This window comes from Rhodanobacter sp. LX-99 (assembly GCF_018599185.1).
Lineage (GTDB): Bacteria > Pseudomonadota > Gammaproteobacteria > Xanthomonadales > Rhodanobacteraceae > Rhodanobacter.
The window spans coordinates 324,289-348,954 of the sequence record NZ_JAHFVL010000003.1 but is presented as its reverse complement, the minus strand read 5'-3'; the positions used below and the strand labels follow the sequence as shown (position 1 = coordinate 348,954).

Genomic DNA, 24,666 nt, shown 5'->3' with positions numbered 1-24,666 from the left:
GAGCCTTACGGAGCATACGCAACGACAATCCGCAGCCCTGCTGCGAGGATGTTTTGCGCATTCCTGTCGAGCCCCGGATTGAAAATGAACTGTACGCTTGGTTGGATGGCAAGCCAATCGGTCGCGGCGAACTTGTACGTGAGCTCGGCAGCCCACTCGCTGGCGGAGGCATTCACGCCCTGGTGCCGCATGAGCTCCCTTTGCGGCCCTCCACTTCCCGCCCAGAGAATCGCCACGCCGGCCTCATCGTCAGGCCTGCTTGCGTGCAGTCCGGCCCAACTCAGCCCTACGCTTGCGAAACGGTCGAACGCATTCGTCCTGTCCGACGCAATCCCAACGCGAAAGAATGCCTTCGCTCCGCTGCCCGTGCCATTGCCTGGAAGCGTTTCGCCCCGGAAGTACACACCCATGCTCCTGTGCTTCCCGTAGCGTGGCCCAAGCTCCTGCCTGATGTCCGGAAGGGTCGACGAGTAACCCCACGCTCCCCCGAGGAGCCGGATCGATTTGCCGGTGAAATCGAGTTCGGCGATGGAAAAAGCGCCTTCCCGGGCGTTGATGTTTATCGTCGAGCGCTGCGGGTTCTCCGCGTCGTCGGGAACCCCGTCCAGGACGGCGATCCGCAGGACCGTCGATGGCGAAAGTGTCCGCGCGAACCTGATGCCCAGCGACGTGATGGGGAATATTGAAGGGCCGTTGCGACCGCTCTGCGCAATGTCGGTTCCCATTCCGTGAGCACCGGAAAGGAAAGTTCTTGACGCATTCAGCGAATCGAACTCGCTGTTCACGTCGTAGATTCCAGCCAGGATCGACCAGTTGTTCCGGAGCCCTCGATGCTCCATCCAGGCTTGCAACGGCCGTACCATGCGCGTGCCGGTTTCGATGTTCGAAATGACTTGCAGATCGCCCGTGACCTCCTCGCTGAACGACGCGCCATTGTTGTAGATGACCTGGACCAGTGCACGTGTCCTTGCCAGGTCGAAGAGATGATCCAGGTCCGCGGGCAGTACCAGATCCATGTTGCCGATGACGCGATCATGGCGACCCACGCCGCCCGAGATGGCGGACCAGTAATCCGCCGTGTACGCGAGTTCGAGCGTTGTGTCGCCTTCGTGATGCCCGGATTCGTGCGCGAAGCCATCGACAACCACTGGCTCCCCGGCGGCACAAGGGCCAAGGGCCAGGGCCATCAGCAGACCCATCAGCGCTGCGTGCGTCATGGGCGAATCCGAACAGTCAAACGGCCATGGGAGAGGTATGCCCTCACCCTCAGTCTTCCCAGACCACTTCTCTGGTCATGGGAGACCAACCGATGAACCGCCTGAGCGAATCCGATTCAGCCATCATCTTCTGCGCCTCCGGATCGTTCTTGAACTTCTCCAGGGCTTTCCTGCTGACTTCCGCCCACAGTTTCGATGGACGATCCATCGCAGCGAGGTTTGCGTACTGGTACATGATCGTCACGTCGGGGTCATCCGGCCCGCGCGGCTCCTGGACCAGCACCTTGTAGTCGGTCAGCAGTCCAGCCGCCTTCCATGCCTTGAGCTCTTCGTAGTGGATTTTTTTGAGGAAGCGGATGTACTCGGCCTGCTTGTCCTCATGGGTTCTCGCATTCCAGCCTCGCCACACTGGCCGCGGTTTGTGCTGCTCTCCCGCGAACGCCTGCATCGGCGTCAGCGCCGTCGCAAGCAGCATCGAAGCCAAGACAACCGCCGCCAACCTCACAGAAACTCTCGAAGTCCAATGCATTGAGATATCTCCGCAGCGCGCTTTCCTCGCCCGGTCGAGGAATATTCGTGGGTGGAGATGCTGCCGGTACCGGGCCACTGCATGACAGCAGCAACGGTTTGCAGTGTCGACCCTAAAAATCGCAAGCGATGTTCGGGAAAGTGGAACCACGATTCCACGAGCTGCCTGCACACGAGGTGCGCCAAGCCGGAATGCCGGTGCGACCGGCATCGATCGTCAGCCCATACCGTATTCCTCATGGGCTTCCGTGGGATACGCAGCTGCAAAGGAAGCGCACGAAACGGCATTCCTTCCACGAGCGTCAAAAACCTCAGGGCCCTCCCAAAAAAATCTTGTCGACAGGATCAGGAATTTTTCGCACTGTGCATGAGCCGTAATTCCTGGAGGGGGTCTGATGAACGTTCAGCGAAAGAAGCTCGGCTTGGCCATTGCTCTTTGTCTTCCCTTGTGCGCACCACTCGTCGCCGGCGCCCAGAGCACGGACTCCGTAAGCGAAGACGGCACGGCAGCCAAGAAGCGGAGTCAGGCGAAAACACTCGAGACGATTACCGTCATTGCCGACCGCAGCGACAGTTTCAGCTCCGATTATCTCCAGGTCGGTACCTTCCGGGACGCACGCGTGCTGGACACGCCGTTGACCGTTTCGGTCGTGACCAAGGATCTTTTGCAGGCCCAGGACGCCAGAAGCATCATCGACGCCGTTCGCAACACGCCCGGCGTGACGCAGTCGCAGATCAACGCCAACATCTACAGCAACATCTCGATCCGCGGCATCCCCGTCGACAACCTGACCAACTATCGCCTCAACGGCGTGTTGCCGGTGATCAACCTCATCGACATGCCGATGGAAGACAAGGATCGAATCGAGATCCTCAAGGGCGCGGGTGGCTTGTTCTACGGCTTCGCGTCGCCGTCGGGCATCGTCAACATGGTGACTTCCCGCTATCTGGGCACGCCGCTGACCGCGGTCGAACTGTCGGCGAACGGACACGGCGGCTACGGTGCGCACCTGGACGTCAGCCGGAAGTTCTCGAAGGGCGGCTCGCGGTTCAACGCTGGGGCCTATTCCCTGGAGAACGGCGTCGACCGGAGCAAGGGCGAGCGCTATTTCATGTCCGAGGCATTCGACTGGAATCTGAGCGACCGCTTGTCCTTGCAGCTCGACGGCGAGTACATCAAGAAGACCGTGACGGAGGCGACCGACATGGTGGCGCCGAGTCCCGTCGACGGCGTAACGCAGGTACCGCCTGCCATCTCCAACCGCACCAACGTCGGCTCGCCGGGATTCCTGTCGAACGGCTACGAGTACAACCTGCTTGCCCGGCTCAACTACGACATCTCGCCGCAATGGAGCGCGGCCGCCAGTGCGGGCGAGTCCTACCTGAAGACCGCGCGGCAGTACTCGGCGTTCTACGGCTACGACATGCAGACGGGCGACGGGACGTTGTCCCTTGCCTTGTTTCCCGACATCACCCACAAAGCCCGGATCTATCGCGGCGACCTGTCGGGCCTGGTCGTCACCGGGCCCGTCGAACACAACATCCTTGCGGGTTTCTCGTACTACACCCGCGACAACGACACGCCGCTGGCCCAGCGATACCTGTTTGCGCAAAACCTGTACAACCCGATCCTGGTGCCCACACAGCCATTCAAGCCACGCGTCCGCGCGAATTTTTCGAGCATCGACGAAAAGGCCCTGTTCCTTACGACACGATCGAGCTACAAGGAATGGCTGGACGTGATCGTGGGGTATCGCAAAACCGACTACAAGGATGTCAGCCTCACCGGTGACTATTCGGTCAAGCCCGACACCTGGTCGTACGGGTTGATGGTCAAGCCGACCGAGAAGCTGAGCGCCTACTGGAACTACATCGAGGCGCTCGAGTCCGGCGGCATCGTGCCGCAGATCGCCGCCAATGGCGGCCAGACCATGCCGGCGCGCACGAGCGAACAGAAGGAGTTCGGCATCAAGTACGAGCCCAGGAACGGGCTGTTGCTCACGGCCGCCTATTTCGACATCGACCGGGCGTCGGCGTACCTCAACTCGGCGAACCTCTTCGTCCAGGACGGCATCGCGTCCTACAAGGGCTTCGAGGTCAGCCTCTCGGGCGAGTTGACCGAGAGGCTGTCGATTTACCTCGGCGCGATGTCGCTGGATGCGGTCCAGGCATCAGGCAGCCCGGCGGTCGTCGGCAAGCGGATCGAGAACACGCCCAAGCGCAGCGGTTCGGTGTTCCTCGAGTACCGTGTCCCCACGATCGAGGGCCTGAGCTTGTCGGCAGGCGCCTTCTACACGGGCGAACGCGCGATCAACGCGACAAACACCGGTTTCGTACCCGCGTACACGACTTTCGACCTGGGTGCGAGCTACGAGACCAAGGTCAACGAGCATGACCTGGCGTTCCGCCTTTACGTGTCCAACGTCGCCGACAAGGACTATTGGGCGGCCACCGGAGCCAGCCTGCTGCAACAGGGGGCGCCGCGCACCATCAAGCTGACCATGTCGACATCGTTTTAGCGAATCGCAACGCCTTGCCGGCCTGCCTACAACCTGGCGCCGGATTACCCGCGCCATCGTTTCAGTGCACACAACGGATCCGGAATGAAGTACGACGCGATCATCGTCGGAGGCGGGTTTGCTGGGGCCTCCGCGGCCTACTTCCTGTCGCGCAACGCGAAGGTGCTCCTGCTGGAGCGCGAGGCTGCGCTGGCCATCCACAGCTCCGGGAGATCCGCCGAGCAGTACACGGTCGGCATCACCGCGGATCTCATGCGTGCCATGGGCGTGGCCAGTCGCTCCTTCCTGGATGCGCCGCCGCCTGGATTCTGCGAGCGCCCGCTGTTGTCGCCGCGCGGAAGCCTTACGGTTGGCCGAAGCGATCAGCGCCAGCGCCTGCAGGCGCTGGCCGATCGCATCGCCGGATCCGGAGCCGAAGCGCGCATCGTGGGCTGCAAAGAATCCCTCGACTTGTTCCCCGCGCTGCGTACCGATGGTGTCGACCTCGGCGTGTTCGAAGCAGGAGCTTCGGACATCGACGGCGGCCTCTTGCTGCAGAGTTACCTGCGCGGCGCAAAGGCGAACGGAGCCGAAGTGCTGACCCATGCCGCTGCGGAATCAATCAAATGGACTGGGCGGTATTGGGTCGTGGCGACGATGAGGGGGGAGTTCAGTGGCTCGCTTCTGATCAATGCAGCCGGAGCCTGGGTCGATGTGGTCGCCGGGCTTGCGGGCGTTGCCCCGCTCGGGATTCGCCCAATGCGCAGAACCGCCTTCACGTTTCCCGCTCGGGATGGCGTTTCGGTGGCGGGCTGGCCGCACGTGTGCAACGTGGATTATCGCTGGTACCTGAAGCCCGAGAGCTCGACCTTCATGGGAAGCCTGGCCGAGGAAGTGCTGACCGCGCCGGGGGACGTGTACCCGGACGATCTGGACGTCGCCCAGGGCGTCGACAACATCGAGCGGGAAACGACGCTGAACGTGAGCAGGTTGATCAGCAGCTGGGCCGGCCTGCGCAACTTCGTCGCCGACAGGAATCCGGTACTGGGCCGCGCGCTGGACCGGCCCGAGTTCATGTGGGTCGCCGGGCAAGGCGGCTGCGGCGTGCTGACGTCGCCGGCGATGGGGGCATCCATCGCTGCGATCGCGACGGGCTCCCGGCTGCCGTTGGAAGTGCTTGAACGCGGCGTGACCGAGCAGGCGCTTTCGCCCGGGCGACTCGGATGATTTGTCTGCGACCAACCAGCCGCGCACGGAAAACCCCAGGAGCAAGCCCAGATGAACCCCAACAAGAAACCCCCATCGACAAGAAAGCTGTTCTCGTCCGGCAGCAAGTTCGAGCAGGAGTACAACTACAGCCGCGCCGTGCTCGTCGGCAACCAGCTTTTCATCTCCGGAACGACGGGATACGACTACGCAACCGGCACGCTCGCCGCCTCCGCCAGGGAGCAGGTAGCGCAGCTCGTCAAGAACGTGGAGTCCGTGCTGGCGCAGGCAGGCGGACACCTCGGCCAGATCGTTCGGGTGCGCATGTACCTGGCGTACGCCGATGACTACGAGGATGTGATGCGCGCCTATGCCGACGCGTTCGCCGGCATTTGCCCGGCGTGCACCACGGTCGAAGCGTGGCTCTTCGATCCGGAAATCCGCATCGAGATGGACATGGACGCAATCGTCGATGAGTCCAAGTAACCGTATTCGAGGGGTGTTCACGAATGGTGCGTGCGTCCGCGACATGGACCATCAGCGACTTCCGGAACGTGCCGACGCCATCGTCGTCGGCGGCGGCATCATGGGTCTGGCGTCGGCCTATTACCTGGCCCGTACCGGCATGAGAACGGTCGTTCTCGAAAAGGATCGCGTCGCGTCGCAACAGTCGGGACGGAACTGGGGGTTTGTCCGTTCCCAGTACCGGGATCCCGCCGAAATCCAGCTCGCCGTCGCGTCGCTCGCGATGTGGCCGACGCTGGAAGCGGAGCTCGGCCGTCCGCTGGGCTGGCGCCGGACCGGGTGCCTGTTCGCGGCAACGGACGAGCGCGAGGCCGCCGCTTTCGAGAAGTGGATGGACGAAGTGCGGGGCGCGGGGGTTTCGACGCAGATGCTCTCCCCGAGGGAGGTGAAAGCGATGCTTCCCAACCTTGCACAGACTTCGCGCGGCGCCTTGTACACGGCCCAGGACGGCCAGGCCGAACCGGAAACCGCGACGCTCGCGTTCGCCCAGGCGGCAACGGAAGCCGGCGTTGAAATCTTCGAGCGCTGCGGTGCCTACGGCATCGACGTCGAGGGCGGCCGTGTCGCCGGTGTCACCACGGAGTGGGGCCGCATCCGGGCGCCGGTCGTCGTTTGCGCCGCGGGTGCCGCATCCCATCGCCTGTTGGCGGAAATCGGATTGCTGCTGCCGCAGAAGGTCGTCCGAAACACTGTTTCGCTCACCGAACCCGTGCGCGAACTTTCAGTGCCCTGCTTCTGCGGGTTCGGCGTCGGCGTCCGCCAGCGCAAGGACATGTCCTGCATCATCGCCGCCGAATCGACTTCCGACATCGACGTCACGCTGGACGTATTCCGGTACGCCGGCTTCTTCATGCCCGGGCTTTTTGCGAACAAGAGAGCGTTCGACCTGAGTCTCGGCGGGGCACTGGTCGGCGACGTGTACGGAAGAATCGCGTGGAGCAAGCACGAGCGCATGGTCGAGCCGCGGGCCCCCCTCATCCGCCCGAACCGACGCCGCGTCCGCAAGGTCGCGACGCGCGTCGAGGAGGTGTTCCAGGCAGTGGACGGCATCAGGGTGCGGAAGTCGTGGGCAGGCAACATCGATGTCCTGCCCGACGCGATCCCGGTCATCGACGGCTCGACGGGGATCGCGGGACTGATCGTGACGACCGGCTTCTCCGGGCATGGGTTTGCCCTGGGCCCGGCCGTCGGCAAGGTCGTGGCGGGCATCGCGTCGGGCAGATCCGGCGATATCGATCTGGCACGGTTTCAATTGAGCCGGTTCGCGCGAGGCACGTACGGAAGTCCATACGCACCGCTTTGAGGGAGCCATCATGCCAGTCAGTGAGCATCGGGATTACCACGCCATCGCGGCACGAGCGAAGCTGGAGAGCCGGGCCTTCATCGGAGGTCGCTTCGTCGGTGCCCGGGACGGCAGGGTCATCGAGTCCATCAATCCCGCCACGGGCGAGCCGATTGCGACGGTAGCGCACTGCGGCGGGGATGACGTCGACATGGCGGTGTCCGCAGCCAGGCGCAGCGTTCGTGAAGGAATCTGGTGCAGGCGTCCTCCGGAAGCCAGGAAAGAGGCCCTGCTTGCCCTGGCGGGACTGGTTCGGAAGCATGCTGAAGAGCTCGCGGTCATCGAGAGCATGGACGGCGGCAAGCCGATCCGCGACTGCCTGCGCGAGATCGGCGATGAAGTTCCGGCCTGTCTCCAGTGGTACGCCGAGCTGATCGACAAGACTTTCGGGAAAACCGCGCCTGCGGGCCCGGATGTATGGGCCATGATCGTCAGGGAGCCGGTCGGCGTCGTCGGACTGGTGCTGCCCTGGAACTTTCCCCTGATCATGGCAGCATGGAAACTTGCGCCTGCCCTTGCGGCGGGATGCTCGGCCATCGTCAAGCCGGCCGAGCAGACGTCTCTCAGCCTGCTTCGACTTGCCGAACTGTCGCAGGAAGCCGGCATTCCGGATGGCGTGCTGAACGTGTTGCCGGGCCTGGGTGAAACGGCGGGTGCGGCCATCGGCCGCCACCCGGACATCGATGCGGTCTCTTTCACCGGCTCGACGAGCGTCGGCTCGTGCTTCCTGCGGTATGCCGCCGAGAGCAACCTGAAGAGCGTCGGGTTGGAGATGGGAGGCAAGAGCGCCTTCATCGTTCTGGACGACGCCAGGATCGACGACGATCTCGTCGAGAGCGCGGCGCAGGCCGCGTTCTGGAACGCAGGCCAGAACTGCTCGGCGAACATGCGCCAGCTCGTTCACAGGAAGCTCCATGACGAGTTCCTGCATCGCGTGATGCAACGTACCCAGCGGATCCGGATCGGGGATCCGCTGGATCCACGGACGGAGATGGGGCCGCTGGTGAGCGATGAGCATCGATCGCGCGTCAGATCCTATCTCGAGCTGGGCCGGCGGGAAGGGGCCGCCGTGGCGCTGGACCTTGCCGAACGCGCGGGCCCCGGAAGCTACCTTGGCCCGACGGTATTCACCGGGCTGGAACGCCACATGAAGATTGCGCGCGAGGAGATCTTCGGTCCGGTGCTGGGCACGATGGTCATCGAGGATGCGGAGCAGGCCGCCGACATCGCGAACGATACCGAGTACGGCCTGCATGCGACGGTGTTCACGGGCGATATCGATCGGGCGATGCGTCTTGCGGCTTCGCTCGAGTGCGGAACGGTCGCGGTCAACGGCTTCACCGAAGGCGACATCAAGACCCCTTTCGGCGGTTACAAGCGTTCGGGCTCCCTGGCGAGAGACAAGGGGACCGAGGCCATGGACCAGTACCTGAGGAGCAAGACGGTATGGATCAGCGCGCGATCGAGTCCGTGATAGCATCGTTCGCAAATTCTTGCGGCCATGGGGAATTTCGATGACTCGTCGGTTGCCCTCGGTGAATGCCCTGAAGTGCTTCGAAGTCGTGGCATCGAAGATGAGCATTCGGAAAGCCGCGGCGGCGTTGAACGTCAGCGAGAGCGCCGTGAGCCGGCAGGTCAAGATCCTCGAGCAGCAGCTCGGCCTGACCTTGTTTCATCGGGGCGTCAACGGACTGGAGATCACCGAGGCGGGCGCGGTGCTGGCAGCGAGCACCCGGAGCGCGTTCGACCAGATCGCCACCACCATCGCCAGCTTCTACAGGGACCAGGACGTGATCCAGGTGCGCGTGCTGCCGACCTTCGCGATTCGCTGGCTCTATTCGCGCCTGCACAAGTTCAACGAGCGCTATCCGTTCGTCAAGGTGCTCATCCATACCCGTTGGCACGACATGGTGTCGAGCGACAACGATGCCGAGCTCGGCATCCGGTTCGGGTTGGGGAGCTGGAGGAGGGAGGATGCCGTTGAGCTGTACGAAGAGCGCCTGGTGCCCGTCTGTTCACCGACCTATCTGTGCGGGCGCATGATCGAGACTGCCGACGATTTGGCAGGAAAGATGCTTTTGCACCCACAGCCCAGCCACCAGGACTGGAAGACCTGGGCCGACGGTTGGGAGGGCGGCGAAATCGATACCGACCACGGGCTCGACTTCGACGTGCTGGACATGGCGCTGCGCACCGCCGAGTCGGGCTTCGGGATCGCGATCAGCGACCATTTGCTCGCCATCGACGCGATCCGGGACGGACAGCTGGTCAAGGCATCCGAGCGATCGGTGCCGAGCGGCGTCTCCTATTACCTCGTCAAGCCGGCGAACATCAGCGACAGGGTGCAGGTGAGGGTCTTCCAGGATTGGCTTTGCGAGGAGATCGAAATTTCCAAGAACCTGGTCGGCGCGGGCAAGGCATGAGCCGGCGGCGCCATCACGCGACGATCCCCTGGGGGTGGTTGAGCCGGACAATCGGGCCGCTTGCAGTCGTCCTGCTGGTGTTGCTCGCGGCGTGCCGCGGTGGTGAGGCGGCAGACAGCTCGGGCAACCGCCATTTTCTGGTCACGCTGAGTTCCGACATCAGGAGCACGAACCCGGGTGTCAACCGCGACGCGAACACCGACACGGTCATGATGCACATCGTGGAAGGGCTGGTGGGTTACCGGGAAGACGGCACCCCTGGGTTGCTGCTGGCCGAATCCATGGAGGTGTCGGACGACGGGCTCGAGTACCTGTTCAAGTTGCGTGACGGGCTCAAGTTCCACAACGGCGCGCCGGTGACCTCGGCGGAAGTCGTCTGGTCGTGGCGTCGCTATCTGGATCCGGCGACGGGATGGACCTGCCTGAGCGACTTCGACGGAACCAACGGCAATCGCGTCGAGGAAGTGCGCGCCGTGGGCCGGTTGAAGGTGTTGTTTCGCCTGAACCGGCCGCAACCTCTGTTTCTCAGCCAGATGGCGGCCATCAACTGCGGCGCGGGCGCCATTCTCCATCCATCCTCCGTCGACGCGCAGGGCCAGTGGCGGGTTCCCGTCGCGACCGGGCCGTATCGCCTGGTGGAGTGGAAACGCGGAGATTCCATCCAGCTGGAGGCATTCCCGGAATACCTGCCACGCCCGGAGCCGCGGGACGGCAACACCGGCGCCAAGCAGGCCCTGGAAAAGCACCTGACCTTCCTGGTCATACGCGATGCGGCGTCCCGACTCGCGGCGCTGGACAAGGGCCAGGTCGAGGTCATGCCCGAAGTGCCGGCAGCGGAGATGCGGCAGATCAGGCACATCAAGCGGGTCAGGCTGGTCAGCGCGCCCATGCTCGGGAGCTACGGCATCCTCGTGCAGAACCAGGACCCCCTCCTGGCGGACGGGCGTATCCGGCAGGCGATCGCGCTGGCGATCGATCGCGATGCGCTGGCGGATATCGTCAACGAGGGCACTGCGGTCGGCAATCCATCCATCGTGGCGAACGCGAGCGTGTTTCACCCGCCGGCTTCGATCCTGGGAGGCAAACCCGATCTCGAGCGTTCGAGGGCGCTGCTGCGGGAAGCCGGCTACGACGGCGCGCCGATCGTGCTGTCCACGAACCGGCGCTACCCCGCCATGTTCAACCAGGCTCTTCTGGTGCAGGCGATGTGCCGGCAGGTCGGGCTCAACATACGGATCGAAGTACTGGAGTGGGCGGCGCAGATGGATCGATGGAGGGCGGGGAAATTCCAGCTCCTTTCGTTTGGATTCTCGGCGCGCGCCGATGCCGCGGGCAGCTACTCGTTCATCCTCGGCGACCGCGCGAGGAACCCCAGCAGGATCTGGGACAACCCAGAGGCGCTGGCGTTGCTGGAGCAGAGTCTGCGTACCGGCGACGGAGAAAGGCGGCACGAGCTGTTCGACCAGCTGCATCTGCTGATGCTGAAGGATGTTCCTTACATCGGGCTGTTCAGTCCGGCGGACATCAATGCCGTGCGCGAAGACGTCGATGGGTTCGAGTCCTGGATGTTCGGCAGGGCGCGCTACTGGGGCGTGCATCGGGTTCGGGAGGGCGCGCGATGATGAGGTACGCAACGAGCCGGCTGTTGCTGGCGCTGCCGACGATACTGATATCGCTGTTCATGATCTTCTTCATGATCCGCCTGATACCCGGGGATCCGGCCCAGATCATCCTGGGCGATGTCGACGACGCCGAGGCGCTACAGCGCATCCGCGCCAAGCTGGGCCTCGACAAGCCTCTGACCGTGCAGTTCCTGCTCTGGCTACGGGCGGTCTCCGGCGGAGACTTCGGTCGTTCGATCGCCCTCGACAGTCCAGTCGGCGACCTGCTGTTTTCGAGCTTTTCGGTCACTGCGCTTCTTGTTGTCCCCGCAGTCGCCATCGCGGCCCTGCTTTCCGTCCCGGCCGGAATGTTCTCGGCATGGCGCCAGAACACGCATACCGACGCGGCGGTCGTGGCCGCCGCCACTGCATTCCTCTCCATTCCAAGCTTCTGGCTTGGGTTGATCGTGATGCTCGTGTTCGGGGTAAAGCTCGATTTGCTTCCTGTAGTCGGATACGTCTCCCCGTTCGACGACTTCGGACAGGGCATTCGCTATCTGGTCATGCCGGTCATGACCCTGGCCCTGGTGGAAACCGGGGTATTCGTCCGGCTCGTCCGATCCAGCACGATCGAGGTGAAGGGATTGGAATACATCACGCACGCGCGCGCGAAGGGGCTTCCGGAGTTGCTTGTCGCCCGGCGTCATGCGTTTCCGAACGTGATGGGCCCGACGTGGACGATGATGGGGTTGGCGCTGGGCGGACTTCTGGGCGGAGCCGTCGTGATCGAGACGGTGTTCTCGTTGCCCGGCCTGGGTCGCCTCATGGTCGAAGCCGTGTTCGCTCGCGACTATCCGGTCATCCAGGGATGCATGGTGGTGATCGTGATGAGTTACGTGTTCATGAACCTGGTATTCGAACTCACGGCGCCGATCATCTGCCCTGCCGTCCGTTACTCGTAGGTCGACCTGGAGCGAGCCGTGAAGAAGACGAATCTCGTAGTTGGTGGATCGATCGTCGTCATCGTTTTCGCCGCGGCCCTGATGGGCGCTATCGGAACGCCGTACGACCCCACCCTGATCGACGCCGCCGACCGCCTGGCGCCTCCGTCCTGGTCTCACTGGTTCGGCTGCGACGAATGGGGGCGGGACGTCTACAGTCGTACCCTGTCCGGTGCGGCGATCACCGTGGCCATCGCTGGACTGACGACCCTCGTGGCGACCGGGGCCGGAACGATCGTGGGCGTTTCCGCCGGATTCCTGGGCGGCTGGCTGGACAAGTTCGTGGTGGCGGTGATGGATGCGCTGCTTGCATTCCCGGCGCTGGTCCTGGCGATCGCCATGACGACACTCCTTTCCGGTGCGTCGCTGGCACCGGTCATCGCGCTGAGCGTGGCGTACGTACCTTATGTTGTCCGCGTCGTGCGGACCGGGGTCCTGACCATCCGCCAGGCGGATTACATCACGGCATCCTCGATCATGGGGAACTCCGCGGCCTACACGCTGGCGCGGCATGTCGTGCCGAACGTGGTGGGTCTGGTTACCGTGATCTCCACGGCCATATTCGGATGGGCGCTGCTGGCCGAGTCGGCGCTTTCATTCCTCGGGCTCGGCTTGCCGCCGCCTGCCGCAAGCTGGGGGGGAATGCTGTCGGACAGCAGGAACTACTTCGCCGACGCGCCATGGCTGGCCGTCGTGCCTGGCCTCGCCATATCCTTTTCGCTGCTGGGCGTAAATTTGCTGGGCGATGGCTGTCGCGACCTCCTCGACCCCAGGATGAAGCAAGCATGAGCATGGCTCCAGGTTCGCCTATCCTCCGGGTAGATCGCCTCCAGGTCAGCACCCTGGGCGCTCGCAGGATCGTCGACGACGTGTCGTTCGACATGCTTCCGGGGGAAATCGTCGCACTGGTCGGCGAATCGGGAAGCGGGAAGACCACGATCGGGCGGGCCATTCTCCGGTTGTTGCCGAACGGTCTCGCGTGCACCGGCGGCGACATCGTGCTCCGTGGCGACAGCTTGACCGCCACGCCTCCGAGGGAGTTGAGAAAGATCAGGGGCGGCAGCATCGCGGCGGTGTTCCAGGATCCGATGGCATCGTTGAACCCCTCTCTGAAAGTGGGGCGTCAGATGATGGAGGCGTTGCGCCTGCACGAAGACGTCGACGCGCACGAAGCGAGGCTTCGCTGCCTGGCGATGCTCGAGCGCGTCAGGATCGAAAATCCGCAGCGCTGCTTCGATGAATACCCCGGCAAGTTCTCGGGGGGCATGCGCCAGAGATTCATGCTCGCGTCGGTTCTGTTGACCCACCCTGCCGTGCTGATTGCGGACGAGCCCACGACCGCACTGGATGCGATAGTCCGCCGGGAGATCATGGAACAAGCCGTCGAGCTGACGCGCGAAGTCGGTACCGCCATCCTGTTGATCAGCCACGACCTGGGGATGGTCGCGCAGTACGCCGAGCGTTCGGTGGTGCTCAAGGACGGCCGGGTGATGGACCAGGGCGACGCGCGCAAGGTTCTGCTGCAGCCACGCGTCGACTACACCCGGACCCTGCTTGACGCGTTCCCGGAACGCGCCCTCGCCGGCGGAGGCTCGACCGGGAGGAGCCCGCTCGTGCGGGTCAGGAACATCGACGTTGCGTTCCGCAAGAGCCGCAAGTCGATCCTGTCCCGGAAAGAATATGTCCGGGCAGTGAGGGATGTCTCGTTCGACATCCGCAGCGGAGAAGTCCTCGCGGTGGTGGGCGAGTCGGGGTCGGGCAAGAGCACCGTCGGGAAAGCCTTGGTAGGCCTCTATAGGCCGAACCGGGGAGAAATCCTTTTCGCAAGTGGCATCGAACGACGTGATGGAGGAAAGGATGTTGCGGGGTCTCGGCCGCAAGTACGGATGATATTCCAGGACGCCGGCGGCTCCCTGGATCCGCGGATGACGATCAAGCAGGCTGTTGCCGAGCCGTTACGCGCTGGCGGAATCGCCGCTGCCGCTGAAAGATTGCGGCGCGCCAGGGACATGCTTGCCGAGGTCGGGCTTGGCGAAGACATGCACGATTGCTACCCGCATCAGCTGTCCGGCGGCCAGCGCCAGCGGGTCGGCATCGCGCGCGCGATCGTCGGAGGCGGCGACCTGATCGTGGCCGACGAGCCCGTTTCCGCGCTGGACGTGTCCATCCAGCGGCAGATACTCGACCTGCTGAAGCGGCTGCGTTCCGCGTATGGGCTGACCTACCTGTTCATCTCTCACGACCTGGACGTGGTCGAGGAACTCGCCGACCGCGTCATGGTCATGAAGCAGGGGCGCCTGGTGGAGGTTGGCGGTCGCGATGCCGTCTTCGATGACCCGCGACACCCCTATACCCGCACCTTGCTGGAGGCGACTCCACGCATCCGTCGCATCGCGCCGTCGCGCTATGCCTTGGCCGCCCTCGCGAATCGGCACGCGGATCCGCCGCCGGGCTACGAATTCGACGTGCAGGCCGCCGAACCTCCAGGGTACGACGTCGAAAACGCCTGCATGGTGGAAGTCGCTGACGACCACTTCGTGCGCTGTATCCCGTCCGTGGAAAGCGGCCGCCTGCCGGCAGGGTGGGCGGCAGCGTGCCGGGTGCCGACAACCGGGCCTGACCTGGGCCCTCACGTGTAGCGGCCGAACTGCGGTTGCGCGGCAGCGCCGCGTGCAGCCACAGGGTGGCCGGCTCGGAAGATTTGCAATGAGCATGAAACCAGAAGCGCAAGCGCAGATCCGGCGCTTTTTCGACGGCACCCTCCTGCCGGACGAGGTGATGGAAGCCATGACGGGCGACTGCGGTTGGTTCCCGTCGAGGACCGTCGCGCCCGGATCGCACACGACCTCCTTCGAGAGCGCCGGGCTTTCACTGGAGAACCTTCGTGTGGAGGATCATGGCCGCTCTTTCGACCTGTACGACTATCTCTCGGTCAACCGCGTGGCCGGCCTGATGGTCCTGAAGGACGGCAGGCGCGTTGTGGAGACTTACTCCCTCGGCATCGATGCCCGGACGATGTGGAACTCCTGTTCGCTCGCCAAATCGGTTTCTTCGACTCTGGTGGGGGTCGCCGCGGGCGAAGGGCTGATCGATCTCGATGCCCCGGTGACCCGCTACGCCGATGTCGGCGGCATCTACAAGGACGTGAGCGTTCGGCAACTTCTGAGGATGGCTTCGGGGATCCGATGGCGGGAAACCTACGAGGATCCGACCTCGGAACGCAGGCAGCTGCTGGACATCCAGATCGAGTGGCGGAAGCGCGGCATCCTGGATTTCATGGAAAGCCTTCCCGCCGAGACACCACCCGGAAAGTCATGGAAGTACAACACCGGCGAATCCTACGTGGTCAGCGCGGTCCTGGAAGGCGCCACCGGCATGAACATGGCTGACTATCTGCAGTCCCGCCTGTGGTCCAGGCTGGGAATGGAGGCGGAAGCGCGTTTGTGGACCGAGTCCGTCGGCGGCATGGCGATCTCGGGCAGCGGCATGTTTGCGACCCTGCGCGACTATGCGCGCTTCGGCCAGTTCGTTCTCGGTGGCGGCCGAGTCGGAGGCCTCGATCTTCTCCCGGAAAGTTGGGTCGCGGAGGCCGGCGCGCCTTTCGAGATCGACGGGACGATCGTTCCCTATGGGTACATGTGGTGGATTCCGGTCCTCGACGACCCTGAACTGAAAGGAAGCTTCCAGGCCGAAGGGATCTACGGACAGTTCATTCACATCAACCCTCGCAGGAGGCTGGTGGCTGTGGTGCTCAGCGCACGTTCGAAACCCGGCTATACCAAGCGCTTCGAGATCAATGACGATGCGTTTTTCGCGGCTTTGGCGAGGGCGTTGCCGGACTGAGGGGCTTGCCTCTCCCACGAGCTGCGAAAGCAGGCGTCGTGAACCGGTGGGGCGGCCGCCGAGAGCCTGGGCCTGGCCGGCCGCTGAGCACTGCGCCGGAATCTCTGTCCGCGCGCCCGAACGGTTGCATCGGGGGTGACCAGCCTGCTTGCCTGCGGAGAACGCCACGCCAATGCCGGCTTTTTCCAGTGAGTGCCGCCGTCGCAGGTATGCAACCCCGTTGTGCCGTCGGCTGCGTTGAATCGGTGACCGGCATCCGCTGACGCCGGAATCGTCGACGGGACGGTCTGGCTGTGTGCCTGTCGTGTTCCACTTACACTGTGCCGGCCGCACGGCACACAGGGAGAACTGCATGCTCGCTCGAATGCTCGGACTGCTGGGCCTGTGGTTGCTGCTGGCGGCGCCGTTGCCGGCGCAGGACGTACCTCCGCCGCTGCGCGACTGGCAGGGCTGGGTGCTGCACGACGTGCCGCAGCACGACTGCCCGTTTCTCGCCACCCAGGCGCCGAATGCCGGCAGCCATCAATGCGCCTGGCCCGGCCGGTTGGTCCTCGATGCCGGCAAGGACGGCGGCCGCTTCGGCCTGGACGTGCACGTGGATGCGCCGAGTTGGGTGGCATTGCCCGGTGACGCGCGGAGCTGGCCGCAGCAGGTCAGTGCGAACAACCAGCCGGCGACGGTGCTGCAGCGCGCCGGCCAGCCGATGCTGTGGCTGACGCCCGGCGACTATCAATTGCGCGGCACGCTGCCGTGGACGGCGCGCCCGGCGCGCTTGCGCGTACCTTCGGCGATCGGGCTGGTGGCGCTGAGCGTCGAGGGTGCGGCGGTGACCCGCATCGAACGCAACGGCGAACAGCTCACCCTGGGCGAAGCCGCCGCCGCGCAGCGCGCCGCCGATGCGCTGTCGCTGCGCGTCTATCGCCGCCTTGCCGATGGCCTGCCGGCCACGCTGGAAACGCAGCTGCAGTTCAACGTCACCGGCAGCGCGCGCGAGCAGGCGCTCGGTCCGGTATTGCCGGAGGGTTTCGTGGCCACCGTCTTGTCCGGCGACCTGCCGGCACGGCTGGAGAGCGATGGCCAGCTGCGCGTGCAACTGCGGCCGGGCCAGTGGACGGTCACGCTGGCCGCGCGCAGCGTCGCGCCGCTGGGCAAGGTAGCGCTGAAGCTGCCGGTGGCGCCGTGGCCGCGGCAGGAGATCTGGAGCTACGACGACGATCCAGCCCTGCGCAACACCCGGGTGGAAGGCAATGCCACCGATGCCGCGCAGGCCGGCGTGCCGGGCGAGTGGCGCGAGCTGCCGGCCTTCGTGCTGGACGACGGTGCGGGCCTGGCGGTCGAGCAGGGCACGCGCGGCGACGAGGGCGGCAAGGGCGACCAACTGCACCTGCAGCGCCAGCTGTGGCTGGACTTCGATGGCGGCGGCCTCAGCGTGGCCGACCGCCTCAGCGGCGAGCTGCGCCATCACCGGCGCCTCGACGTGGCGGCGCCGTGGCAGTTGCAGCGGGCCAGCCAGGACGGCGAGCCGCTGCTGGTCAGCCAGGGCGAGGGTGGCGGCAGCGGCGTCGAGTTGCGCGAACAGCAGCTCGATCTCGACGCCGGCCTGCGCCTGCCCACGCATCGCGGCGCGATTCCCAGTGCCGGCTGGCAGCTGCCGCTGGAAAGCATCGACGCCACCCTGCATCTGCCGTACGGCTACCGCCTGCTCGGCGCGATCGGCGTGGACCGCTCGCCCGATTCGTGGGTCGGCCAGTGGAGCCTGCTCGACTTGTTCGTGGTGGCCCTGATCGCGCTGCTCGCCGGCCGTCTGCTGGGTTGGCCGTGGGCGCTGCTGGCGGCCGGCTATCTGGCGCTGGCGCAGCATGAGCACACGGCACCGCTGTGGACGCTGGCCGTGACGCTGGCGCTGGCGCTGCTGCTGCGCGCCTTGCCGGAAGGCCGGCTGCGCGCGGCGGCGCGCGCCGGTGCGGTGGCGGTCTTCGCGCTGGCGGTGCTGTGGACCCTGCCGTTCGCCGCGGCGCAGTTGCAGTACGCGCTGCATCCGCAACTGGAAGGCGGCAGCCAGGTACGGATCGTCTCGGCGGGTTACGCCGAGCAGGCTGCACGGGAAGAGGCCTATGCGAATGCGCAGATGAAGATGAAGCAACAGGTGGCGCCGGCGCCGCCGCCGCCCGTCGAAGAGATGGCCGCCGCCGCACCGTCGGCCGAAGACGCGATGAAGGACAGGCAAGTACGGGGAGACTCCGGCCTGGTGGCAAGTGACCGTTCGAATCAGGCGCTGTCTTCGGTCGTTGTCGTGGGAACGAAGATGCCGAGCCTCGGCAGTGCCGGCAACAACCAGGTCGACAGCCGCAGCGTGATCCAGGCCGGCGCCGGCATGCCGAGCTGGAACCAGGGCAACGACTACCGGCTCGGCTGGTCCGGCCCGGTCACTTCGGAGCAGAGCACAAGGCTGGTGATAGCGCCGGCGTGGCTGGTACGGTTGCTGCGGGTGGTCATGGTGGGACTGCTGGCGCTGCTGCTGGCGAAGCTGGTGCCGCTGCTGCTGACGCCTCTGCGCGGTCGCTGGCGCGACTGGCGCGACGGTGGTGCGGTGGGCGCCGCCTTGCTGGCCATCGCGCTGCTGCCCGCCGGCGTGCATGCGCAGAACCTCCCGAGCCAGGACTTGCTGAACCAGCTGCGTGACCGGCTGACCGAGGCGCCGAAGTGCGCGCCGGCCTGCGCCGCCGTGGCGCAGGCGCAACTGCAGGCCAGTGGCGACACGCTGGATGTGGCATTGGAGGCGCATGTCGGTGCCGCGGTCGCGCTGCCGCTGCCGCAAGCCGACGACGCCCTGCAATTGCTCGATGTCGACGTGGACGGCCGTGCGAATGCACCGCTGAGTCGTCGCGGCGACCAACTGCTGTTGCGGCTGGATCGCGGCGTGCACCGGGTCAGCCTGCGCTACCGCATCGGCGCGACCGACAACGCCAGCCTGCGCTTCGTGCTGCGCCCGCAGCGCATCGCGTTCAGCGGCCAGGGCTGGTCGCTGGCCGGCGTCGACGACGGCCGCCCGCTGGGCGACAGCATCGCCTTGCAGCGCATGCGTACCGCCAGCGACGGCAAGGACTTGCCGCCCGCGCAGAGTTTCCCGCCTTATGTGCGGCTGACCCGCCGCCTGCAGTTGGGCATCGACTGGACTGTCGAGAACACGGTCGAGCGCATCGCCCCGCAGGACGGCGGCTTCAGCGTCACGCTGCCGCTGCTGCCGGGCGAGCACCCGCTGGGCGACGACGCGCTGGTGAAGGATGGCCGCATCAGCATCACCTTCAACGCGAACAGCGGCGCGGTGAGCTGGAGCAGCCGGCTCGATCATGCGACGAAGCTGGCGCTCACGGCGCCGGCGCTGGGCGAGCGTGCCGAGGTGTGGGCCATCCACGCCGCGCCGATGTGGCACGTGGACGCGAAGGGCGTGCCGACCAGCGCCAGCGACGACGGGCTGCTGTACCAGCCGCTGCCCGGCGAAAGCCTGCAGCTGGCCTTCAGCAAGCCGGTGGCGATCGCCGGCGACAGCCTGGCGTTCGATGGCGTGCAGGTAACCAGCCGTGCCGGCGAACGTGCCACCGAAACCACGCTGAGCCTGCGCGCGCGCAGCACGCGTGGCGGCGAGCACGCGATCGGCCTGCCGGCCGGTGCCGAACTGCTCGATGCGAATCGCGACGGCGAGCCGATCAACCTGGCCGTGCGCGACGGCAAGTTGAGCCTGCCGCTGCTGCCGGGCGAACACGACTACACGCTGCGCCTGCGCGAGCCGCACGGCGTCGCCGCACGCACGCGCACGCCGGTGTTCGCGCTGCACGCGCCGGTGGCGAACGTCGACCTCGCGTTGCAGCTGCCGCAGGATCGCTGGGTGCTGTGGACGTGGGGGCCGGCCACCGGTCCGGCGGTGCTGTACTGGTCGCAGCTGGTCGTGCTGCTGTTCGCCGCGTGGCTGCTGGCGCGTTACGCACCGACGCCGCTGCGCTTCCGCCACTGGCTGCTGCTGGGGTTGGGTTTCTCCGCGTTCGCCTGGAGCGCCTACGCGCTGGTGGTGGTGTGGCTGATCCTGCTGGGCGTGCGTGCGCGCAGCACGCCGTCGGAACAACTGGGCAGCACGAAGTTCAACCTGATGCAGCTGGGTCTCGCGCTGCTCACCCTGCTGGCGCTGGTGGTGCTGATCGGCGCGGTGCCGAAGGGCCTGCTCGGCCTGCCAGACATGCACGTGGCCGGCAACGCATCCAATGCGTGGAACCTGCGCTGGTTCGCCGACCAGAGCGCCAATGCGCTGCCCGGCGGCGGCGTGTTCAGCGTCTCGCTGTGGGTGTACAAGCTGGCCATGCTGGCGTGGGCGCTGTGGCTGGCATGGTCGCTGATCGACTGGCTGCGCTGGGCCTTCGACGCGTGGACGCGCGGCGGCTACTGGCGCAAGCCCGCGCCGAAGCCGGGCGCGGCGCCGCCGCAGCTGCCGCCATCGGCGTCGGAGCCGCCGCATGCCTGATGTCCGCGGCATGCTGGCTGTCGCCGCCGAGCGGCTCGGCGAGCGCGTCGACGCCGAGCTGCTGCTGCTGCACGTGCTGCAGCAGCCACGCAGCTGGCTGTTCACCCACGCCGACGACGTGCCGGATATGGACGTCCAGACGGCTTATGCCGCCTTGGTCGAACGCCGCGCCGCGGGCGAACCGGTGGCCTATATCACCGGCCGGCGCGGCTTCTGGTCGCTGGATCTGGAAGTGAGCCCGGCCACGCTGATCCCGCGCCCGGAAACCGAGTTGCTGGTCGAGCTGGCGCTGCAACGCCTCCCGCTCGCCGCCGCCTGCAGCGTGGCCGACCTCGGCACCGGCAGCGGCGCGATCGCGCTGGCCATCGCGCGCGAGCGGCCACGAGCCCGGGTGGTCGCCACCGACGCCAGCGCCGCCGCACTCGCCGTCGCCCGGCGCAACGCGCAACGCCATGCCATCGGCAACGTCGCGTTCGTGCACGGCGACTGGCTGGCGCCGCTCGCCGGCCAGCACTTCGACCTGATCGTCTCCAATCCCCCGTACATCGAAGCCGCCGACCCGCACCTGGCGCAAGGCGACCTGCGCCATGAACCCGCCAGCGCCCTGGCCTCCGGCCCCGACGGCCTCGACGACATCCGCCGCATCGTGCGCGATGCCCGCGCCCACCTGCACCCCGACGCCTGGCTGCTGTTCGAACACGGCTGGAACCAGGGCGAAGCCGCCCGCGCGCTGCTGCACGCGGCGGGTTATGTGGAGGTGTTCACCGCGCAGGATCTGGAGATGCGTGACCGGGTCAGCGGCGGGCGCCTCGGGTAGGCCGTCGCGCGCCGATCCGCCCGCCTGCAGGGCGGCGGATTTCAGCCCGCGCTGGCGATACTGGCGGCGGCAAGCTGCGGGAAGCGCGCGCGGATCGCGTTGCGGATGCCGGGCAGGTCGAGGCCGGCCATGGTCAGCACTTCCTCGCGGCTGCCGTGCTCGAGGTAGGCATCCGGCAGGCCCAGGTGCAGGATCGGCAGGGTAATGCCGTGCGCGGCCAGGCATTCGGCCACGGCGGAGCCGGCACCGCCGGCGACCGCGTTGTCTTCCAGGGTGACGAAGGCGTCGTGGGTCTGCGCCAGTTCCACGATCAGCGCCTCGTCCAGCGGCTTCACGAAGCGCATGTTGACCAGGGTGGCGTCGAGCTCGGCGGCGATCGTGGCGGCCGGTGCCAGCATCGCGCCGAAGCTGAGCAGGGCCAAGCCGTGGCCGCGCCGGCGCAGCTCGGCCTTGCCGATCGGCAGCGTGTCGAGTTCCTCGTGGATGGCGGCGCCGGGGCCGGTGCCGCGCGGATAGCGGATGGCGGCGGGGCCATGGTGGTGGAAGCCGGTGCTCAGCATCATGCGGCACTCGTTCTCGTCGGCCGGCGCCATGATGACCATGTTCGGCAGGCAGCGCAGGAAAGTGAGGTCGAAGCTGCCCGAGTGGGTGGCGCCGTCCGGGCCGACCACGCCGGCGCGGTCGATCGCGAAGGTGACGTCGAGGTTCTGCAGCGCCACGTCGTGGATCGCCTGGTCGTAGGCGCGCTGCAGGAAGGTGGAATAGATCGCCACCACGGGCTTGGCGCCTTCGCAGGCCATACCGGCGGCCAGTGTCACCGCGTGCTGCTCGGCGATCGCCACGTCGAAGTAGCGCTCGGGGTATTCCCTGGAGAAACGCACCAGGCCGGAACCTTCGCGCATCGCCGGGGTGATGCCGAACAGGCGGCCGTCGGCGGCGGCCTGGTCGCACAGCCAGTCGCTGAAGATGTCGGTATAGGTGGGCTTGGCCGGCGCGGCCTTCTTCATCACGCCGGCTTGCGGGTCGAACGGGCCCACCGCGTGGTATTCGATCTGCGCCTGCTCGGCCGGGGCGTAGCCCTTGCCCTTGGTAGTGATCACGTGCAGCAGCTGCGGGCCGGGCAGGTTCTTCACCGTGCGCAGCGCCTGCAGCAGCTTCGGGATGTTGTGGCCGTCGATCGGGCCGGTGTAGTGGAAGCCCAGTTCCTCGAACAGCGTCGAGGGCACGAACATGCCCTTGGCGTGCTCCTCCCAGCGTTTGAACCAGCGGCCGGCGAAAGACTGCTTCGGCATCGCCCGCTTGGCCCGCTCGCGCAACTGGTTGAGCCGGCGGCTGGCCATCGCGCGGGCCATCATCTTGGTCATCGCGCCCACGTTTTCGCTGATCGACATGCCGTTGTCGTTGAACACCACTAGCATGTCCGGTTCGGCGTCGCCGCCGTGGTTCAGCGCCTCGAACGCCAGGCCGGCGGTCATCGCGCCGTCGCCGATCACCGCCACGACCTTGCGATGGTCGCCCTTGCGTTGCGCGGCGAGCGCCATGCCCAGCGCGGCCGAGATCGAGGTGGACGAGTGGCCGACGCCGAAGGTGTCGTACTCGCTCTCCTCGCGCCGCGGGAACGGCGCCAGGCCGTCCTTCTTCTTGATCGTGGTGATGCGGTCGCGGCGGCCGGTGAGGATCTTGTGCGGGTAGCACTGGTGGCCGACGTCCCACACCAGGCGGTCGTGCGGCGTGTCGAATTCGTGGTGCAGGGCCACGGTGAGTTCCACCACGCCCAGGCCCGCGCCGAAGTGGCCGCCGGAACTGGCCACCGCCTCGATCAGGTACTGGCGCAGCTCGTCGGCGACGGCGGGCAGTTCGTCATCGGGTACGCGGCGCAGGTCGGCCGGCGTCTCGATCGACGCCAGGTGGGGGTAGTGGGAAAGGTCGTTCATCCGCGTATTGTTGGTCCAGCGGCGGGGCGGGGCAAGGGCGGACATGTGAACGGACGATGGCGAGGCCGCTGCAGGAGGCTCTCCACATGGCGCACACGTTCGTGCGGGGACGCTGGACAAGGCTCTCCAGATACAGGGAATTCCTCATGTCCGTGCGCAAACTGTTCCGCCGCTTTGCCGAGGGCACCTCGCGTCAGGCCGGCAAGCCTATGGCGTTCATCCTGGCCGTCACCCTGGTGGTGGCATGGGCGGCCACGGGGCCGCTGTTCGGCTATGGCGACACCTGGCAACTGGTGATCAACACCTCCACCACGATCATCACCTTCCTGATGGTCTTCCTGATCCAGAGCAGCCAGAACCGCGATACCGCGGCGCTGCAGATCAAGCTGGACGAACTGATCCGCACCAGCCATGCGCACAACGCGCTGCTGAACCTGGAGGAACTGGACGAGGACGACCTGGACCGCATCCGCAGGCATTACTGCAAGCTGGCGCACCAGGCCTACGGCAGCCTGTCCACGATCGAACAGGACATCAGGGACATGCACAACGACGAGGGCGAGGACGACTCGGCCGACTGAACTTAGGCCGCCACGGGCGTGGTCATCGACATGGAGCGCCGGTCGCGCGGCAGCCGGCTGACCAGGAATTCCATCTGGTCGGCCAGGATGTTGCGGTTGGACAGGATCAGGTGCTCGACCCAGCTCGGCCGGTACGGCACCGCCAGCAGCGGCATGTTGGCTTCCTGCGGGGTGCGGTTGCTCTTCTTCAGGTTGCACGCGAGGCAGGCGCTGACCACGTTCTCCCACTCGTCCTTGCCGCGCTTGGAGATCGGCAGCACGTGGTCGCGGGTGAGCTCGGCGCGGACGAAGTGCTCGCCGCAATACAGGCAGATGTGGCGGTCGCGGGCGAACAGCGCGGTGTTGGTCAGCGCCGGTGCCGGGTCGATCGCATGCTCGCGGCAGTGGCCGGTGCTGGCGATGATCGGATGCAGCTGCAGCAGGCTCTGCGCGCCGAGCAGACGGTTGTGGCCGCCGTGCACGGTGAGGCAGGGGTCGCCCAGGGTCCAGGCGACCGCGTCACGGACGTACAGGCAAACCGCCTCCTGCCAGCTGATCCAGTCGAGGATGCGGCCGGCGGCGTCCAGTGACAATACGCGGGTCGCATGGAGGTCGGCCCGACTTGGCACTTCCATCAGCATGTAAATCGTCCTTCAGC

18 protein-coding genes are annotated in these 24,666 nt (G+C 66.0%); 14 read left to right on the top strand and 4 right to left on the bottom strand.

The genetic code is table 11. The annotated features are described in order from the left end of the window. Nucleotides 1–5 precede the first annotated feature (5 nt). Both KK131_RS15760 and KK131_RS15755 read right to left on the bottom strand, forming a co-directional pair. Complete coding sequence (locus KK131_RS15760) at nt 6–1,217, bottom strand: carbohydrate porin (protein WP_214557668.1); 1,212 nt, start codon at nt 1,215–1,217, stop codon at nt 6–8. A gap of 49 nt (nt 1,218–1,266) precedes the next feature. Further along, the gene (locus KK131_RS15755; RefSeq protein WP_214557667.1) at nt 1,267–1,701 is read right to left on the bottom strand and encodes a hypothetical protein; all 435 of its coding nucleotides are present in this window, start codon (nt 1,699–1,701) and stop codon (nt 1,267–1,269) included. 439 nt (nt 1,702–2,140) lie between these two features. On the opposite strand from KK131_RS15755, the gene KK131_RS15750 reads away from it, so the two are divergent. The 13 genes from KK131_RS15750 (at nt 2,141) to prmC (ending at nt 21,514) form a co-directional block, all read left to right on the top strand. Beyond that, nucleotides 2,141–4,264 carry a TonB-dependent siderophore receptor gene (locus tag KK131_RS15750; RefSeq protein ID WP_214557666.1) on the top strand — a complete coding sequence of 708 codons (2,124 nt, stop codon included), beginning with the start codon at nt 2,141–2,143 and terminating at the stop codon, nt 4,262–4,264. Between the two features lie 84 nt (nt 4,265–4,348). Further along, a complete protein-coding gene (locus tag KK131_RS15745) occupies nt 4,349–5,470 on the top strand; it encodes an FAD-binding oxidoreductase (protein ID WP_214557665.1) in 1,122 nt (373 codons plus the stop codon). 51 nt (nt 5,471–5,521) lie between these two features. Beyond that, nucleotides 5,522–5,935, top strand: coding sequence for a RidA family protein (locus KK131_RS15740; protein WP_214557664.1), 414 nt, complete (start codon nt 5,522–5,524; stop codon nt 5,933–5,935). Nucleotides 5,936–5,978: 43 nt separating this feature from the next. Further along, nucleotides 5,979–7,277 carry an FAD-binding oxidoreductase gene (locus KK131_RS15735; protein ID WP_214557663.1) on the top strand — a complete coding sequence of 433 codons (1,299 nt, stop codon included), beginning with the start codon at nt 5,979–5,981 and terminating at the stop codon, nt 7,275–7,277. Between the two features lie 10 nt (nt 7,278–7,287). Beyond that, nucleotides 7,288–8,790, top strand: coding sequence for an aldehyde dehydrogenase (locus KK131_RS15730; RefSeq protein WP_214557662.1), 1,503 nt, complete (start codon nt 7,288–7,290; stop codon nt 8,788–8,790). Nucleotides 8,791–8,830: 40 nt separating this feature from the next. After that, entirely contained in the window at nt 8,831–9,739 is a 909-nt protein-coding gene (locus KK131_RS15725) for a LysR substrate-binding domain-containing protein (protein ID WP_214557661.1), read from the top strand. Continuing rightward, nucleotides 9,736–11,361, top strand: a complete 1,626-nt coding sequence (locus KK131_RS15720) for an ABC transporter substrate-binding protein (protein WP_214557660.1) — start codon at nt 9,736–9,738, stop codon at nt 11,359–11,361. Before KK131_RS15725 ends, KK131_RS15720 begins: the two co-directional genes overlap by 4 nt. 23 nt (nt 11,362–11,384) lie before the next feature. Next, a complete protein-coding gene (locus KK131_RS15715) occupies nt 11,385–12,302 on the top strand; it encodes an ABC transporter permease (RefSeq protein ID WP_250887329.1) in 918 nt (305 codons plus the stop codon). Nucleotides 12,303–12,320: 18 nt separating this feature from the next. Then, complete coding sequence (locus KK131_RS15710) at nt 12,321–13,130, top strand: ABC transporter permease (protein ID WP_214557658.1); 810 nt, start codon at nt 12,321–12,323, stop codon at nt 13,128–13,130. Continuing rightward, on the top strand, nt 13,127–14,980 hold the full coding sequence (locus KK131_RS15705) for an ABC transporter ATP-binding protein (RefSeq protein ID WP_214557657.1): 1,854 nt from the start codon (nt 13,127–13,129) through the stop codon (nt 14,978–14,980). Before KK131_RS15710 ends, KK131_RS15705 begins: the two co-directional genes overlap by 4 nt. A gap of 67 nt (nt 14,981–15,047) precedes the next feature. Continuing rightward, the gene (locus tag KK131_RS15700; RefSeq protein WP_214557656.1) at nt 15,048–16,184 is read left to right on the top strand and encodes a serine hydrolase; all 1,137 of its coding nucleotides are present in this window, start codon (nt 15,048–15,050) and stop codon (nt 16,182–16,184) included. A gap of 352 nt (nt 16,185–16,536) precedes the next feature. Beyond that, complete coding sequence (locus KK131_RS15695; RefSeq protein WP_214557655.1) at nt 16,537–20,697, top strand: hypothetical protein; 4,161 nt, start codon at nt 16,537–16,539, stop codon at nt 20,695–20,697. Then, nucleotides 20,690–21,514, top strand: a complete 825-nt coding sequence (gene prmC / locus KK131_RS15690; protein ID WP_214557654.1) for a peptide chain release factor N(5)-glutamine methyltransferase — start codon at nt 20,690–20,692, stop codon at nt 21,512–21,514. The genes KK131_RS15695 and prmC overlap by 8 nt, the downstream gene beginning before the upstream one ends. A 41-nt stretch (nt 21,515–21,555) precedes the next feature. Here prmC and dxs read toward each other — a convergent pair whose 3' ends face one another. After that, nucleotides 21,556–23,448 carry a 1-deoxy-D-xylulose-5-phosphate synthase gene (dxs, locus tag KK131_RS15685; RefSeq protein WP_214557653.1) on the bottom strand — a complete coding sequence of 631 codons (1,893 nt, stop codon included), beginning with the start codon at nt 23,446–23,448 and terminating at the stop codon, nt 21,556–21,558. Between the two features lie 146 nt (nt 23,449–23,594). On the opposite strand from dxs, the gene KK131_RS15680 reads away from it, so the two are divergent. After that, complete coding sequence (locus KK131_RS15680; RefSeq protein WP_214557652.1) at nt 23,595–24,029, top strand: low affinity iron permease family protein; 435 nt, start codon at nt 23,595–23,597, stop codon at nt 24,027–24,029. Nucleotides 24,030–24,031: 2 nt separating this feature from the next. Here KK131_RS15680 and KK131_RS15675 read toward each other — a convergent pair whose 3' ends face one another. Next, nucleotides 24,032–24,649, bottom strand: a complete 618-nt coding sequence (locus KK131_RS15675; RefSeq protein WP_214557651.1) for an HNH endonuclease — start codon at nt 24,647–24,649, stop codon at nt 24,032–24,034. Nucleotides 24,650–24,666 lie beyond the last annotated feature (17 nt).

What these genes read in the sequence shown, in the direction of transcription:
- KK131_RS15695 (WP_214557655.1), top strand. Translation starts at nt 16,537, where the DNA reads ATGCTCGCTCGAATGCTCGGACTGCTGGGCCTGTGGTTGCTGCTGGCG.
- KK131_RS15725 (WP_214557661.1), top strand. Translation starts at nt 8,831, where the DNA reads ATGACTCGTCGGTTGCCCTCGGTGAATGCCCTGAAGTGCTTCGAAGTC.
- KK131_RS15740 (WP_214557664.1), top strand. Translation starts at nt 5,522, where the DNA reads ATGAACCCCAACAAGAAACCCCCATCGACAAGAAAGCTGTTCTCGTCC.
- KK131_RS15680 (WP_214557652.1), top strand. Translation starts at nt 23,595, where the DNA reads ATGTCCGTGCGCAAACTGTTCCGCCGCTTTGCCGAGGGCACCTCGCGT.
- KK131_RS15760 (WP_214557668.1), bottom strand. Translation starts at nt 1,217, where the DNA reads ATGACGCACGCAGCGCTGATGGGTCTGCTGATGGCCCTGGCCCTTGGC.
- KK131_RS15720 (WP_214557660.1), top strand. Translation starts at nt 9,736, where the DNA reads ATGAGCCGGCGGCGCCATCACGCGACGATCCCCTGGGGGTGGTTGAGC.
- KK131_RS15700 (WP_214557656.1), top strand. Translation starts at nt 15,048, where the DNA reads ATGAGCATGAAACCAGAAGCGCAAGCGCAGATCCGGCGCTTTTTCGAC.
- KK131_RS15730 (WP_214557662.1), top strand. Translation starts at nt 7,288, where the DNA reads ATGCCAGTCAGTGAGCATCGGGATTACCACGCCATCGCGGCACGAGCG.
- KK131_RS15745 (WP_214557665.1), top strand. Translation starts at nt 4,349, where the DNA reads ATGAAGTACGACGCGATCATCGTCGGAGGCGGGTTTGCTGGGGCCTCC.
- prmC (WP_214557654.1), top strand. Translation starts at nt 20,690, where the DNA reads ATGCCTGATGTCCGCGGCATGCTGGCTGTCGCCGCCGAGCGGCTCGGC.
- dxs (WP_214557653.1), bottom strand. Translation starts at nt 23,448, where the DNA reads ATGAACGACCTTTCCCACTACCCCCACCTGGCGTCGATCGAGACGCCG.
- KK131_RS15735 (WP_214557663.1), top strand. Translation starts at nt 5,979, where the DNA reads ATGGACCATCAGCGACTTCCGGAACGTGCCGACGCCATCGTCGTCGGC.
- KK131_RS15675 (WP_214557651.1), bottom strand. Translation starts at nt 24,649, where the DNA reads ATGCTGATGGAAGTGCCAAGTCGGGCCGACCTCCATGCGACCCGCGTA.
- KK131_RS15750 (WP_214557666.1), top strand. Translation starts at nt 2,141, where the DNA reads ATGAACGTTCAGCGAAAGAAGCTCGGCTTGGCCATTGCTCTTTGTCTT.
- KK131_RS15705 (WP_214557657.1), top strand. Translation starts at nt 13,127, where the DNA reads ATGAGCATGGCTCCAGGTTCGCCTATCCTCCGGGTAGATCGCCTCCAG.